At 40.2% G+C, this 14418-nt stretch carries 12 protein-coding genes and 2 pseudogenes; 7 read left to right on the forward strand and 7 right to left on the reverse strand.

The features are described from left to right. Window positions 1-112: 112 nt before the first annotated feature. Window positions 113-1224, reverse strand: a pseudogene (locus ACRWQN_RS15235) (PilT/PilU family type 4a pilus ATPase). 11 nt (window positions 1225-1235) lie between these two features. Beyond that, the gene (locus tag ACRWQN_RS15240; protein WP_434926820.1) at window positions 1236-2273 is read right to left on the reverse strand and encodes a type IV pilus twitching motility protein PilT; all 1038 of its coding nucleotides are present in this window, start codon (window positions 2271-2273) and stop codon (window positions 1236-1238) included. 24 nt (window positions 2274-2297) lie between these two features. Here ACRWQN_RS15240 and ACRWQN_RS15245 point away from each other — a divergent pair, with 24 nt between their 5' ends. The 7 genes and pseudogenes from ACRWQN_RS15245 to ACRWQN_RS15275 all read left to right on the forward strand — a co-directional run bounded on the left by ACRWQN_RS15245 (window position 2298) and on the right by ACRWQN_RS15275 (window position 9377). Next, a complete protein-coding gene (locus tag ACRWQN_RS15245; RefSeq protein ID WP_434938694.1) occupies window positions 2298-2990 on the forward strand; it encodes a YggS family pyridoxal phosphate-dependent enzyme in 693 nt (230 codons plus the stop codon). A 209-nt stretch (window positions 2991-3199) separates the two neighbouring features. Beyond that, on the forward strand, window positions 3200-4018 hold the full coding sequence (gene proC, locus ACRWQN_RS15250; protein WP_434931415.1) for a pyrroline-5-carboxylate reductase: 819 nt from the start codon (window positions 3200-3202) through the stop codon (window positions 4016-4018). Window positions 4019-4150: 132 nt separating this feature from the next. Further along, window positions 4151-4699, forward strand: a complete 549-nt coding sequence (locus tag ACRWQN_RS15255) for a YggT family protein (protein WP_434926823.1) — start codon at window positions 4151-4153, stop codon at window positions 4697-4699. Between the two features lie 198 nt (window positions 4700-4897). Next, window positions 4898-5338: a DUF4426 domain-containing protein gene (locus ACRWQN_RS15260; RefSeq protein ID WP_434926824.1), complete on the forward strand. Its 441-nt coding sequence runs from the start codon at window positions 4898-4900 to the stop codon at window positions 5336-5338. Between the two features lie 139 nt (window positions 5339-5477). Further along, window positions 5478-6095: an RdgB/HAM1 family non-canonical purine NTP pyrophosphatase gene (rdgB, locus tag ACRWQN_RS15265; protein ID WP_434938696.1), complete on the forward strand. Its 618-nt coding sequence runs from the start codon at window positions 5478-5480 to the stop codon at window positions 6093-6095. A gap of 80 nt (window positions 6096-6175) precedes the next feature. Continuing rightward, window positions 6176-7311, forward strand: a pseudogene (gene hemW, locus ACRWQN_RS15270) (radical SAM family heme chaperone HemW). A gap of 212 nt (window positions 7312-7523) precedes the next feature. Next, window positions 7524-9377, forward strand: a complete 1854-nt coding sequence (locus tag ACRWQN_RS15275) for a DUF885 domain-containing protein (protein WP_434938698.1) — start codon at window positions 7524-7526, stop codon at window positions 9375-9377. A gap of 445 nt (window positions 9378-9822) precedes the next feature. Here ACRWQN_RS15275 and ACRWQN_RS15280 read toward each other — a convergent pair whose 3' ends face one another. From ACRWQN_RS15280 to trmB, 5 genes are all read right to left on the reverse strand, one after another. Continuing rightward, window positions 9823-10764, reverse strand: coding sequence for a LysR family transcriptional regulator (locus tag ACRWQN_RS15280; protein WP_226414080.1), 942 nt, complete (start codon window positions 10762-10764; stop codon window positions 9823-9825). Window positions 10765-11232: 468 nt separating this feature from the next. Further along, window positions 11233-12084, reverse strand: coding sequence for a YggN family protein (locus tag ACRWQN_RS15285; RefSeq protein WP_434926827.1), 852 nt, complete (start codon window positions 12082-12084; stop codon window positions 11233-11235). 235 nt (window positions 12085-12319) lie between these two features. Continuing rightward, window positions 12320-13234 carry a glutaminase B gene (glsB, locus tag ACRWQN_RS15290; RefSeq protein WP_434938699.1) on the reverse strand — a complete coding sequence of 305 codons (915 nt, stop codon included), beginning with the start codon at window positions 13232-13234 and terminating at the stop codon, window positions 12320-12322. Then, window positions 13235-13561: a 50S ribosome-binding protein YggL gene (locus ACRWQN_RS15295; protein ID WP_226414077.1), complete on the reverse strand. Its 327-nt coding sequence runs from the start codon at window positions 13559-13561 to the stop codon at window positions 13235-13237. A 26-nt stretch (window positions 13562-13587) separates the two neighbouring features. Beyond that, window positions 13588-14304, reverse strand: a complete 717-nt coding sequence (gene trmB, locus ACRWQN_RS15300) for a tRNA (guanosine(46)-N7)-methyltransferase TrmB (protein WP_434938700.1) — start codon at window positions 14302-14304, stop codon at window positions 13588-13590. Between the last annotated feature and the right edge of the window lie 114 nt (window positions 14305-14418).

Consider the following 14418-nt stretch of genomic DNA (forward strand, 5'->3'; position numbering starts at 1 on the left):
AGCTTAATTAGTGATGGCAAAGGTACAGAAAAAGGGCAACTATTATAACAAAAAAGCCGCAACGATTGTTGCGGCTTAATCATAAATAGCACAAAGCGTTAATTAACTTGGCTTAATCCATGTCTAATGTCACACCTTCCAAAAAGCCTGAATTAGAAGAGTCATTGGTTTTAAGCTTAATCATTAAGCGCAAATCATTAGGAGAATCGGCGTGGTGTAATGCATCGGCGTAACTAATTTCACCTTCAGAGTACAAACCAAGTAAGGCCTGGTCAAAGGTTTGCATGCCCTGCTCATTCGATTTAGCCATGGTTTCTTTAAGTAAGTGCAGTTCATTTTTTGCGATCAAACTACCAATACGCGGAGTATTGATAAGGATTTCAATTGCCGCACGACGACCAGAACCATCAGATTTAGCAATAAGCTGTTGAGCAACAATACCGCGTAAGTTAAGCGACAAATCGAATAATAACTGAGCATGCTTACTTTCAGGTACTAAGTGCATAATCCGATCAAGTGCTTGGTTGGCGTTGTTGGCATGCAAGGTTGCCATACATAAGTGACCCGTTTCAGCAAACGATAATGCAAACTCCATGGTTTCTTGGGTACGAATTTCACCAATCAAAATAACATCGGGCGCTTGGCGTAAAGAGCTTTTAAGTGCCGCATCAAAAGACACGGTATCAATACCCACCTCTCTTTGAGTCACAATACTTTTACGGTGGTTATGCACAAATTCGACCGGGTCTTCAATGGTTAAAATATGTCCCCGAGCATGAGCATTACGATAACCCACTAACGCGGCTAGCGATGTTGACTTACCCGTACCCGTGCCGCCAACCATAATAATTAAGCCGCGTTTGCTCATGACTAAATCTTTAAGAATGGGCGGCAGTTTCAAATCATCCATTTCAGGAATGTTGGTTTCAATACGGCGCATGACACAGCCTGCTGAGTCACGCTGCCAAAATGCACTCACACGAAAACGCCCTAAGCCCGAAACCGCATAGGCAAAGTTACATTCGCGAGATTCTTTAAACTCTTTTTTCTGCACATCGGTCATTAAAGATTCAACAAACTCTAATGACTGGGCAGGCGTGAGTTTTTCTTCTGACAGTGGATGTAACTCACCATCAATTTTGGCACTTGGTGGAAACATAGCTGTGATAAATAAATCAGAAGCTTTTTTTCAACCATAGTGGCTAAAAAAGGGCGAACATCCATTGTACTATTCCTTAAAAGTTGGCTTGCTTATTACCGCTTTTATGCATGGCATCTTCACGCGTAATCAAACCACGATTGACTAACGTTTGTAAGCATTGATCTAGCGTTTGCATACCGTGAGCCATACCGGTTTGAATAGCTGAATACATTTGCGCCACTTTATCTTCACGTATTAAGTTACGAATAGCCGGTGTTCCCATCATAATTTCGTGTGCGGCTACACGTCCCCCACCGACCTTTTTAATGAGTGTTTGTGAAATAACTGCCTGCAATGATTCTGACAACATGGTCCGTACCATGCCTTTCTCACCTGCGGGGAATACGTCAACAATACGGTCAATGGTTTTTGCCGCTGAAGTAGTATGCAAAGTACCAAATACTAAGTGACCCGTTTCTGCCGCTGTCATGGCTAAGCGAATGGTTTCTAAGTCACGCATCTCACCCACAAGAATAACATCGGGATCTTCACGCAGTGCACTTCTAAGCGCCGCATTAAAACTGTGGGTGTGCTTATGCACTTCACGTTGGTTGACTAAACATTGCTTATTTTGGTGAACGAATTCGATTGGGTCTTCAATCGTCAAAATGTGTTCATGACGATTTTCATTAATGTAATCGACCATTGCCGCTAATGTGGTTGATTTACCAGAGCCTGTTGGTCCTGTCACTAATACTAACCCACGAGGAAAACTGGAGATTTTTTTAAAAATATCCGGTGCACCTAGCTGCTCGAGTGACAAGATATCAGATGGAATGGTACGAAATACAGCACCAGCACCACGGGATTGGTTAAATGCGTTAACACGAAAACGTGCTAAGTTAGGCACTTCAAACGAGAAATCTATTTCAAGATGTTCTTCGTAATCTTTACGCTGTTTATCATTCATAATATCGTACACTAAACTGTGTACACCTTGATGATCTAACGGCGGCAAGTTAATTTTTCTGACTTCACCGTCAACACGGATCATAGGTGAAACACCTGCAGAAAGATGTAGATCTGATGCTTTATGTTTTACACTAAAGGCCAGTAATTCAGTGATTTCCATTATAGAGACGTCCATTTTAACAATATGAATACAACAATAGCAGACAGATTATCAATCGCCCAGAGTAGAATGAATCAAGCGGCGCAAAAATGTTCACGCTCGCCCAGCGAGATAAAGCTGCTTGCGGTGAGTAAAACTAAACCTATTAGCGACATTATAGAAGCTTATCAGGCTGGACAGCGACTTTTTGGCGAAAATTATGTCCAGGAAGGTGAGCAAAAAATTATCGCAATGCAACAGGCGCATCCAGATATTGAATGGCACTTTATTGGACCATTACAATCGAACAAAACTAAAATTGTTGCAGAACACTTTGATTGGATGCATACCTTAAGCCGTGAGAAAACGGCCAAACGGCTGAACGATCAACGCCCTGCGCAAAAAGCACCGCTTCAGGTGTGCATTCAAGTCAATATTAGCCAAGAAGACACCAAATCAGGTATTGATGCGCAAGCTGTTATTGAATTAGCCAAGCAAATCAGTCAAATGCCAAATTTATCGCTAAGGGGAGTAATGGCCATTCCGACCGCGACAGATGATGTCAACGTCCAGCAAGCTGAGTTCAGTCAACTTAAGCAAATATATCAGCACTTACAGCAACAATTTGAAGGTATTGATACCCTTTCAATGGGAATGAGTGGCGATTTAGATATGGCCATTGCTAATGGTTCTACCATGGTAAGAATAGGCAGTGCGATATTTGGTGACAGAGCGTAAGCTAGCGCTGTATTAACGCCTTCTAAATGTTAGTGCATGCAACATTAACAAGCTCAATAACGATAGAAATATGAGTCGTTTCACCTTCAAGTTGTTCTAAAAGTGATAGCTTATGGATACCGCTGCACAGTGGCTAACATTGAAAATGGCTTTTTTGCCCTCATATAAACAAAGATGGTACGTAATCGAATTAAAAGTTGGACAATATAATGACACAAGCAAAAGTATGTTTTATTGGTGCAGGAAATATGACCCGTAGCATTATTAGCGGACTGGTAAAAAATGGTTATCCAAGTGAGTTAGTTCACGCGACTAATCCCAGTCAACCTAAGCTTGATGCACTTAATAGTGACTTTGGTATTCTGGTATCTAACGATAATATTCAGGCTGCAAAAGATGCTGATGTGATTGTACTCAGCGTCAAGCCCCAATTGATGCAACAAGTTTGTGAGTCTATGCAAACTCTCGATTTATCCAATAAGTTAGTCATCACTATTGCTGCAGGCATTCCAGCATCGAGATACCCAGAATACTTTAACCAACCCATTAAACTTATTCGCACTATGCCAAATACGCCAACACAATTAGGTTATGGCATGACAGGCATTTTTGCTGATGAGAGTATTACTGAAGCACATAAAGCCATATGCCAAACCTTGATGGAAAGCGGTGGCAAAGTCATTTGGGTCGAAAAAGAAAGCGAACTTAATCAAGTTATCGCGCTTGCTGGCAGCTCACCAGCTTATTTTTTCTTGTTTATTGAGTCAATGATAGAAACAGGCAAAAGAATGGGTATGGATGAAGCCAAAGCACGGGCATTAGCAGAGCAAGCGGCTCTGGGTGCGGCGCAAATGGTGATTCAGAATCAAGATTTATCTTTAGCAACATTGCGTAATAATGTCACCTCAAAGGGTGGCACAACAGCACAAGCCGTTGAAACCTTTGAAAAAGGTGGTTTACGAGAATTAGTCGATAGCGCAATGAGTAATTGTGTTGCTAAAGCAGAAGAAATGGCAAAAACATTTTAAGTTTATAAATTGACTTAAATTACGTGTTTTCGCGGTTTTGAGTGCTAAAATCACTCAAGTTATTTTGACATCATTGGTTAATAAATCAGGCCAATGACTATACCCTGAACACTAAAATGGTAAGGCAACATCATGAATGCGATGAGTTTTTTAGTTAGCACCTTGTTTGATTTATATTTAATGGTTGTTATTTTACGTTTTTGGCTACAGCTAGTTAAAGCCGATTTTTACAACCCATTTAGCCAATTTGTAGTAAAAGCGACCCAACCGATTGTCGCGCCAATGCGCAGAGTTATCCCCTCTATAGGTAGCATTGACACTGCATCGTTACTATTAGCTTTAATCGTAGTAATACTCAAAATGTTAGTGCTGACATTCATTGCAGGCGCTGGAATTGATATTGCTACCTTATTACTTTTTTCAGTAGTTTCGGTGCTGAAAAACGCTGGGGTACTGCTATTTTGGATGCTGCTTATTCGTGCGGTATTAAGCTGGTTTAATCAGGGCTACAACCCTATTGTAATGATAATGTCTCAACTTACCGACCCAATTTTAGCGCCAATTCGTAAAGTGATCCCGGCAATCGGCGGTTTAGATTTATCAGTATTAGTATTATTTATTGCGATGAATTTTATCAATATTTTATTTTCCCAATACATTCCATTTTGGGCGATGATTTAGCTTAAAACGTATCATATTGAAAGGCAGTCTTTTTAGACTGCCTTTTTCATACTGAAAACTGGCACTAGATTGATGTAAAAATGGCGTTACGCTTATTGCGACACCTAATGCCAGAATTAACCGCGACACATGATATAGCGCTATACTTACAGTTCTGACATACAGCAGTTTTGCGCTGCTTTTAAAAAGGATATTAAAATGTTTAACAAAATACTCCCGTTTGCACTCATCATGAGCCTAATGCTATTAATTGCGCCAGCACAAGCAGAGCAGAAACAACAAGTCGGTAATTTTGACATTCATTATATGGCACTTAACAGCACCTTTATTACCCCCACTATAGCTAAAACCTATGGTATTGAGCGCAGCCGCTATAACGGCATTATCAATATTGCGGTATTAGATACAAGCCAAGAGGGTAATCCAGCGGTTGCGGTTGAAATATCGGGCATTGCTAATAATTTACTTGATGCAAAAATGGAGCTTAATTTTAAAGAAATTCGTGAAGGCGATGCTATTTATTATATTGCCCAGGTCCCCTATCGTGACGACCAGGAAATTAACTTTTCGATTGCCATTAAACACGCTAAAAAATTAAATACCTCGCTAAAATTTAAGCAAAAGTTTTATGTTGATTGATTAGAATACAGACTAATAAGCCCGTATTGGGTTAGCTAAACTTGCACTGGTTAACTTAGCGAGCTGATTTACCGCCTTCTTTTACTGCTAGCTTGGGGTATAATGCCGATCTTTTCAGATGACAAAATAAGGCAGTTTCATGCAAGCACCCATTTCACAACAAATTGTGTTAGCCAGCGGCAATAAAGGCAAACTTAACGAGTTTGATCAAATGTTGGCCCAATTCAATATTCAAGTGCTTGCCCAAAGCCAATTTAATGTCTCAGAAGTCGCCGAAACCGGCACCACGTTTGTTGAAAATGCCATTATTAAGGCTCGTCATGCTGCTGAAATTACGGGTAAACCCGCTATAGCCGACGACTCAGGTATCGAAGTTGACGCATTAGACGGCCAACCAGGTATCTATTCGGCACGTTATTCAGGCCAAGGCGCGACAGAAGTCAGCAACTATCAAAAGTTACTTACAGAAATGAATTCACATCAAAATCGTGCAGCTCGCTTTCAATGCGTATTAGTGTATATGCGTCATGCCAAAGACCCGACGCCAATTATTTGCCAAGCTGCGTGGGAAGGCACTATTAATTTAGTCCCCCAAGGTGAGCAAGGCCACGGCTACGACCCTATTTTTATTCCGCACGGATTTGATAAAACCGCCGCTGAACTAACCAGTGATGAAAAGAATGCCCATAGTCATCGTGGTAAGGCATTAGCCATGTTAGTCGCAGCCATGAAGGCCAAAGGAATTATTCAGGGCTAATAGTAAGTTGAATATTCATTTTTAAAAGCTACCGTTAAGCGAAAAGTGTCATTATACCCATTTAAATAGGCTAACCATCGATGTTGTCATTACCACCACTTAGTTTGTACATCCATATTCCGTGGTGCGTGCAAAAATGCCCTTATTGCGACTTTAACTCCCATGGACAAAATGGCGAATTACCACAGCAACAATATGTCGACGTGTTATTGGCAGATCTTAAAAATGATCTGAGTTATGTTCAACAAAGACCTATTCACACTATCTTTATTGGTGGTGGCACGCCTTCGCTGTTCGATGCTAGCCAAATACAACGTTTACTCGAAGGGGTTAAAGCCATGATCCCATTCGAAACAAACATTGAAATTACCATGGAAGCCAACCCTGGCACGCTTGAACATGACGATTTTGCCGCATACCGCGCCGCAGGCGTGACGCGTTTATCTATTGGAGTGCAAAGCTTCTCTAAAGAAAAGCTTAATCTATTGGGGCGTATACACGATCAAGATGAAGCAAAAACAGCAGCAGAGAAAGCCAAGCAAGCCAATTACTTAAGTTTCAACTTGGACTTAATGCACGGTCTGCCCAATCAAAGCTTTGATGAAGCCATGCATGATATTGATACCGCTGGCGCTTTAATGCCGCCGCATCTGTCTTGGTATCAGCTTACGATTGAACCAAACACCTTGTTTCACTCTAAACCGCCACAACTACCTGATGATGAAAAATTGTGGCATATCTACGAGCAAGGACAAAAAAATTAGCTGCACTAGGTTATGAGCAATACGAAATATCAGCCTACGCAAAACCTGGTTTTCAGTGTCGACATAATCTTAACTATTGGAAATTTGGTGACTACTTAGGTATTGGTTGTGGCGCCCACGGAAAAATTACTCTACCAGATACGGACAGCATTATTCGCACAGTCAAAGTTAAACACCCTAAGGGCTACTTGGCGGCGAGTGATTACACCTCAGAAACCACAGAGGTCATAACCGAAGATAGAGCTTTAGAGTATTTAATGAATCGCTTACGTTTGATGACGCCCATTCCTAAAGCAGAATTTGAAGCGCGAACAGGTCAAAGCGCGACAGTTGTAAAAGAAGGTATGGCTAAATCAATTCATCGAGGCTTGTTAACTGAAACCGGCACCCATTGGCAGCTGACTTCAAAAGGTCATATGTTTGTCAACGATCTTCTATCACAGTTTATTTAACTGTAATAAAAGGGTTAATTAAAGCAAGGCAACAAATAAGCTTTATATAACATATCAGTCTGGTGCTAACTAGTCGCACCAGACTGTAACTAATTTGAGTGTCTTTCAGGTTATTTTCACAATATCGAAACACTTACTAACACTTCAATTTACACTTTTACCTCCAGCTTTATTAGGATAGCGTTTTTAAAAATAAGATTGGAATGCCTGCAATGCTAATAAAAACTAAAACAACGTTACTTGCGTTGACTCTTTCTAGCCTTTTAAGCGGTAATATTTACGCTCACTCACATTCAATGCCTGCTGATAGTGCTCAAGAAAGTGTTACAAAAGTCAGTTCACCACAGACTGAATCTCAAAAAGCTAATGCATTGTTTGATGAGTTATTTATGCAAAGCATTATGGCTAATCCTATCAATCAAACCTATTTAGGCATAAAGCAAGATTATGATAAATGGGGTGATATTTCAGATGCCGGTGCAGATAAAAATCTTGCACTCGCCAAAGCACAATTAGCTCAATTACTGACATTAGATGTCAGCAAGCTTGATCAACAAACAACCTTAAGTTTTGAGCTATTTAAAGCAAGCTTAGAGCAGGCTATTGCTGATGATAAATGGCGTTACCATACTTACCCGGTTAACCAGATGTATGGTATGCATTCAATGATTGCCTCATTTTTAATTAACCAACATCAAATTACTGATCTAAGCGATGCTAAGGCTTATATCAGCCGTTTAGAGGGCGTAAAGCCTCTGCTGGCTCAACTTGAAGCTGAATTAACCATACGTGCTGATAAAAACATTATTGCCCCTAAATTCGTGTTTCCTTACGTAATATCAGACAGCCAGAATATTATTACCGGTGCACCTTTTGATTCAACGGGAGAAGACAGCGCGTTATGGGCAGATTTTAATCGTAAAGTCGCAAAATTATCTATTAATGAATCAGAAAAAGAATCATTACTTGCTGATGCAAAGTCAGCTTTAATAGACAGTGTAAAACCAGGTTATGAAAGCCTGCTAAGTTACCTGGTTAAATTAGAGAAAAAGGCAGATAACCGAGATGGTGCCTGGAAGTTCCCTGATGGTGAGACCTACTTTAATAATGCCTTAGCTCGTACAACGACTACCGATATGACTTCGGATCAAATCCATGATTTAGGGTTAAGTGAAGTCGCGCGCATTCAAGATGAAATGCGTATTATTATGAAAAAAGTCGGCTTTGAAGGTAATCTGCAGGCATTTTTCGCCTTTATGCGGGATGACAAGCAATTCTACTACCCAGACACTCAAGCGGGTCGTGATGCCTACATTACTGATGCTAAAGCGATGATTGATAATATGGAGTCTCGAATAGATGAAGTATTCAAAATCAAACCTAAAGCAAGTTTGAGTGTACGCCCAGTAGAAGCATTCCGTGAAAAGTCGGCCGGAAAAGCCTTTTATGATCAACCAGCACCAGATGGTTCACGACCTGGTATTTACTACGCTAATCTTTATGACATGAGCGCTATGCCTAAATACCAAATGGAGGCACTGGCTTACCATGAAGGTATTCCTGGTCATCATATGCAAATTGCCATAGCACAAGAATTAGAAGGTATTCCGCAATTCCGTAAGTATGGTCGTTACACTGCCTATAGCGAAGGTTGGGGTTTATATACTGAATACTTCCCAAAAGAAATGGGCTTATATGCTGATCCTTATTCAGACTTTGGCCGCTTAGCCATGGAATTATGGCGTGCCTGTCGCTTAGTGGTAGATACAGGTATCCACACTAAAAAGTGGACCCGTGAACAAGGTATTGCTTACTACGTTGAAAACACGCCCAATGCAGAGTCTGATGCCATAAAAATGGTTGAACGTCATGTAGTTATGCCTTCACAGGCCACAGCTTATAAAGTGGGGATGATTAAAATCCTTGAGCTACGTGAACACGCCAAGAAACAATTAGGCGACAAGTTCGACATTCGCGACTTCCACACACTCGTTTTACAATACGGACCGTTACCATTAGATGTACTGGAAACTAAAGTGAACCGCTGGGTTAAATCGATTAAGTAACGGCGTTACGATAAGATGAGTTTTTGAAAATAAAGCAGCGACCATGGGTTGTTGCTTTTTTTTACACAAAAAAATAACCCCAGACAAAGTCTGGGGTAAACCAATAAAACTAGGATGATGGTTTCAAAGCTAACATTGTTTTAATTATAAACTGCTGCCAGCCGTGACTCAAAATTTGCGAAGTGGCTGATTTGTACACGCTAATGAAAAGGGGTCATTTCTCAAAATCGTATTTATTCAAATCATTTCGAATCAACTGACATCTATTGTATTCAAATAAGAACAGACTGCAACACCCCCATGGTGAGCAGCAGTTAAACCATTGATTTACCAATTTAGCTTTTACTGCATAACAATCAGCTTAAGCTTTTGATAAAAAACACAAATAAAAAAGCCATGCTGGGCTGCATGGCTTTATTCTATTTTAAGAACAATGTTTTCAAAATTACTTACGTAATTTATACAAATGTTCGAATTTAACGTCCCAATATGGCGATGTACCAATATGGCCTTTAATGAAGTCAATAAAGGCACTAACTTTAGGAGCTAAGTGCTTACGTCTTGGATACACGGCTTGCAAAGGTAAATTGTTGGTCAATTGCCAATCTGTCAGTAAAGGAACTAATGTGCCTTTCTCGATTTCATCTTCCATCAGATAACTGGCAAGATAGGCTATACCTAACCCACTAACGGCTGCTGATTTTAAAGCCGGTGCATTATCAACGCGGAAATTACCTGATACACCAATCTCACAATAATCGTCACCTCGCTTGAACTGCCACATGCTGTGTTCATGCCATTCACCTTGGTAAACTAAGCAATTGTGTTCAACAAGCTGTTCAGGGCGCGATATGTTACCGTGCTTAGCCACATACTCAGGCGATGCTGCTAATAAGAACTGGCACTTCATTAATGGACGAGCCACCATGCCTAAAGGGAGTTGCTCAGACATCGTTAGCAACAAATCTAAGCCTTCACTAACAACATCAACCTTATGGTCCAACAAACTTACCTGCAACTCTAGATCAGGATGTTTAGCCATAAACGCTGGTAATGCAGGGATAAGATGCATGGTACCAAATGATTGTGAGATTCCCACTTTAAGTACGCCACGTGTTGCATCATTCAAATTATGCACACTGGAAACCGCTTGTTCAGCATCGCGCAGCAGCTCTTCACCTTGTAAATAAAGTAAATTACCCGCTTCAGTTAAACTTAAACTACGAGTTGTTCGCTGAATAAGCTGCACGCCTAATTTATGTTCTAAATCAGCTACCTGCGTACTTACTTTAGATTTGGATATTCCAAGGCGTCTTGCAGCAGCACTAAAACTACCTGCACGAGCAACATGGGTAAAAATGGCAATTGGTTCTAACAGTTCTAACATGAAAGTCGCCTTAAGCTGTTACGACATTGAAAACGATTTTCGGCAATTTCTTTACTCACTTTATCTTCCATGAATGTCATATCAATGGAAGCCGTTGGCTTAAATAGCATTATTAAACATTAAATAAATCCAATAGGTTGTAAAGTTACGCCAATTATCCGAAAAACTAGCAAAAATTTAAATAGAGTGCATTTTTCTTATAATTTTTATGAGTATAACAAAAAACTATATCATTGCTCTATATTTATAATTGAGAATTTTTTTATCAGAACAAACTTGCTAGTTTACTTGAAGAGGTGCTGCAGGAAGGTACATAACGGATATAAAAAGCCCCCTGCCAAATAAGCACTAGCAGGGGGAAAGTCAGGTGACATACATAAGACATTGAAACCAATGATTTACAAAGTCTTCCTCAAGTTAACGCGCTTGAGTCGCGTAAAATTTATCGGGTAAGGGAAGTAGAAAAGATTATTCAGATAAAGGCTGCGCCTCTAAACTGGCTAGTTTGTAAGGTGCCAATTGTGGAATATCTTTTCTAAGTTGATTTTCTAGTACCATCAACTTTTCAAAATCGCCGCAGACTTTGTCAGCTCGGCCTTCTAAAGCCTCAGATTGTGATTCCATTTGTAATTCAATATCTTTACCTACATTTTCCATTTTAGTCGCAAAAGCATTCATTTTCTGTTCAAATGATCCACCTTCTGAAGACATGATCTGGCTTCCCATGCTCATCATCAAACTTCCAATTGAGTTTGAAACAATGTTTTCCATTTCTTGCTCAAACTCATCATTAAAGGTTTCTTCTAAAGACGATTCTGTTGAACCAATGAAAAACATATCACCCTGCTGATAAGCCATAGTATCTACACGTTGCTCAATACCATCCATCAATTTATCGATTTGGCTACCGGCTGCGTCACCAAGCAACGGAGTGAGCGCCATTGTAACTGCCTGGGTTGCCAAGGTAACAACTTCACCAACCAGATCTATCACCTCTGGCACCTGACGAGAGACTTCATCAGAGTATTGAGTTAATGTTTTTTGCTGAGCGGCCGTTAATTTTACCGGTTTTCCTTCAACGAATAACTGACCAACTTCAACACGGTATTTTTCTAACCCCTTTTCACTGACCTTAACGGATTTAGGCTCAACAGTTACGTCGTAGTGCAAGGTGACATTACAGCTTTGATCGTTCAAAGACATTTTAGCCATTGCAGGGGTGAACGCGCCGGCAGTAAAAATCAGTCCAGAAAATATAAGGCCCGTTAGTAATTTCTGGCTATTAAGCGTGCTTTTAGTGACTTGATTATGTTGAGTCATTTAATAAATCCTTTTGCTATACGGGAATCACAATTGACTAAGAAGAAGCAGTCAATCAACAATTATTGATAAGTTACTAATGACATAGCATGTTGTGTGCCAAAATTAATAAGCCGCTTTATTTCAGTTACTTAACAAAAAATTAAAGATAACATTAACCGAATAACTTAATTGCATTAGCCAAAAAAACTAAAACTTAGTTAAATTAATCATTTTTATCTAGATTGAAATATGTTTAAAAGATCGAGCGACCTAATTTTTGACAAAGATGTTCTAACATTGCGGTTCCGGCCAATGAATTGCCATTACCGTCTAATTCTGGAGACCAAACGCATACTGACATATCACCAGGGATCACGGCAACAATACCGCCACCGACTCCACTTTTACCCGGCATACCTACCCGATAGGCAAATTCTCCCGCACCATCATATAAACCCGAGGTTGCTAACAGGGCATTGAGTTGCCTTGTTTGTATAGGCGTTATCCATTGTTCACCTGACAAGGTTTTACCGCGATTAGCCAGGTAAAGCATCGACTTAGATAAGTCAGCACAATTCATTTTTAAGGCACAGTAATGAAAGTAGTTTTTAAGTACATTTTCAACTACGCCGTTAAAATTACCAAACGATTTCATTAAGTAAGCAATCGCTGCATTACGCGCACTAAAAGCAAATTCAGAATCAGCCACTACTTTGTCGTAACTTATAGTTGGATTCATACTCAGCTTACGCACCACTTCTAACATTTGATGTTTTGGTGCACTGCTTCTGGTTTGTAACAAATCAGCAATGACTAACGCGCCAGCATTAATAAATGGATTACGCGGTTTACCCCGCTCTAATTCAACTTGAACTAGTGAGTTAAAAGAATGCCCTGACGGTTCTTTGCCTACTCGGCTCCATATTTCATCTTCACGATAAAGATTGAGTGCGAGGGTTAGACTAAATACTTTTGAAATAGATTGGATAGAGAAGGGTTCAAGATAGTCTCCAGCTCCAATTGTTTGACCATCAACTGTGGTTACTGCAATTGCAAGTTTAGTACTATCAATATTGGCTAATGCCGGTATGTAATTGGCTACTTTGCCTTTACCTAAAAGCGGCCGAACACTGTCGACCGCCTCTTGTAATAATGCTTGGTTTAGCAATTAACCCCACCAAATATCATATAAAGTTGTAGCTTCTACATCTTTTACTGGTTTGCTTTTCCAAAAATCAGTAATCACTGCAATGTCTTCATCGGTACATTTACCAATGTGTTGAGTCGCAATAATACCTTGCCATTCTTTATGTCCGCCGCCATGGAAACCTAATTGGCGAGGCTCGATCACTTCATGAATAAATTGATCGATTAAGCTATCAATATCTTGCTCTGACACAGACTCTTCAAACGTCCATTGGATGTCAAAACCAAACTCTTGGAACTCATCAACTCGTAATTTCTTACGTAAACGACGGCTACGATTTGTTGCCATGATACTGTCTCCTAATTTAGACGTTATTAACTAATACGTTCGAACATAATATCCCAAACACCATGGCCTAAGCGATGACCCCGGGCTTCAAATTTTGTTAATGGGCGATAATCTGGTCTTTCAACCACTGTGCCAGTGGCAGATTGGTTTTTAAAACCTTCAGCAACTTGCATTACTTCAAGCATATACTCGCTGTAATTTTCCCAGTCGGTCGCCATATGAAATACGCCACCAATTTTAAGTTTACGGCGAATTAGCTGCGCAAATTCAGGCTGCACTATACGACGTTTATTATGACGTTTTTTGTGCCAAGGATCCGGGAAGAATAACTGCACACGTGATAATGAACCATCTGCAATACTGTGCTCTAGCACTTCCATAGCATCGTGATGATAAACGCGTAAGTTAGTCACTTGCGCTTCACCTGCATCGCCTAAACATGCGCCAACACCTGGTTTATGTACTTCAATGCCTATGTAGTTAAGCTCAGGTGAAGCTTTAGCCATTTGCACTAAAGAGCCACCCATACCGAAACCGATTTCTAATACGGTATCAGCTTCACGGCCAAATACTTGGCTGAGATTTAATGCTTCAGGACTGTAATCAAGCCCCATTGCTGGCCAATGTGATTCAATAGCTTGTGACTGACCTTTAGTTAAACGGCCTTCACGTAATACAAAGCTTCTGATTTTACGAAGGTACTTACCTTCTTCATTAAATTCAGCTGTAGTAACGTCGCTCATTTTTGCCTCTTTATTACAATGGTGCAATTTCCACCGAAACGGCCCGGATCATAATAGTTAATCTTAAATTTTTTATTTCAGCGGCACAGTATACCTAATCTACTAACAATTGTT

The sequence above is a fragment of the Shewanella sp. HL-SH8 genome, assembly GCF_051165765.1.
GTDB lineage: Bacteria > Pseudomonadota > Gammaproteobacteria > Enterobacterales > Shewanellaceae > Shewanella > Shewanella glacialimarina.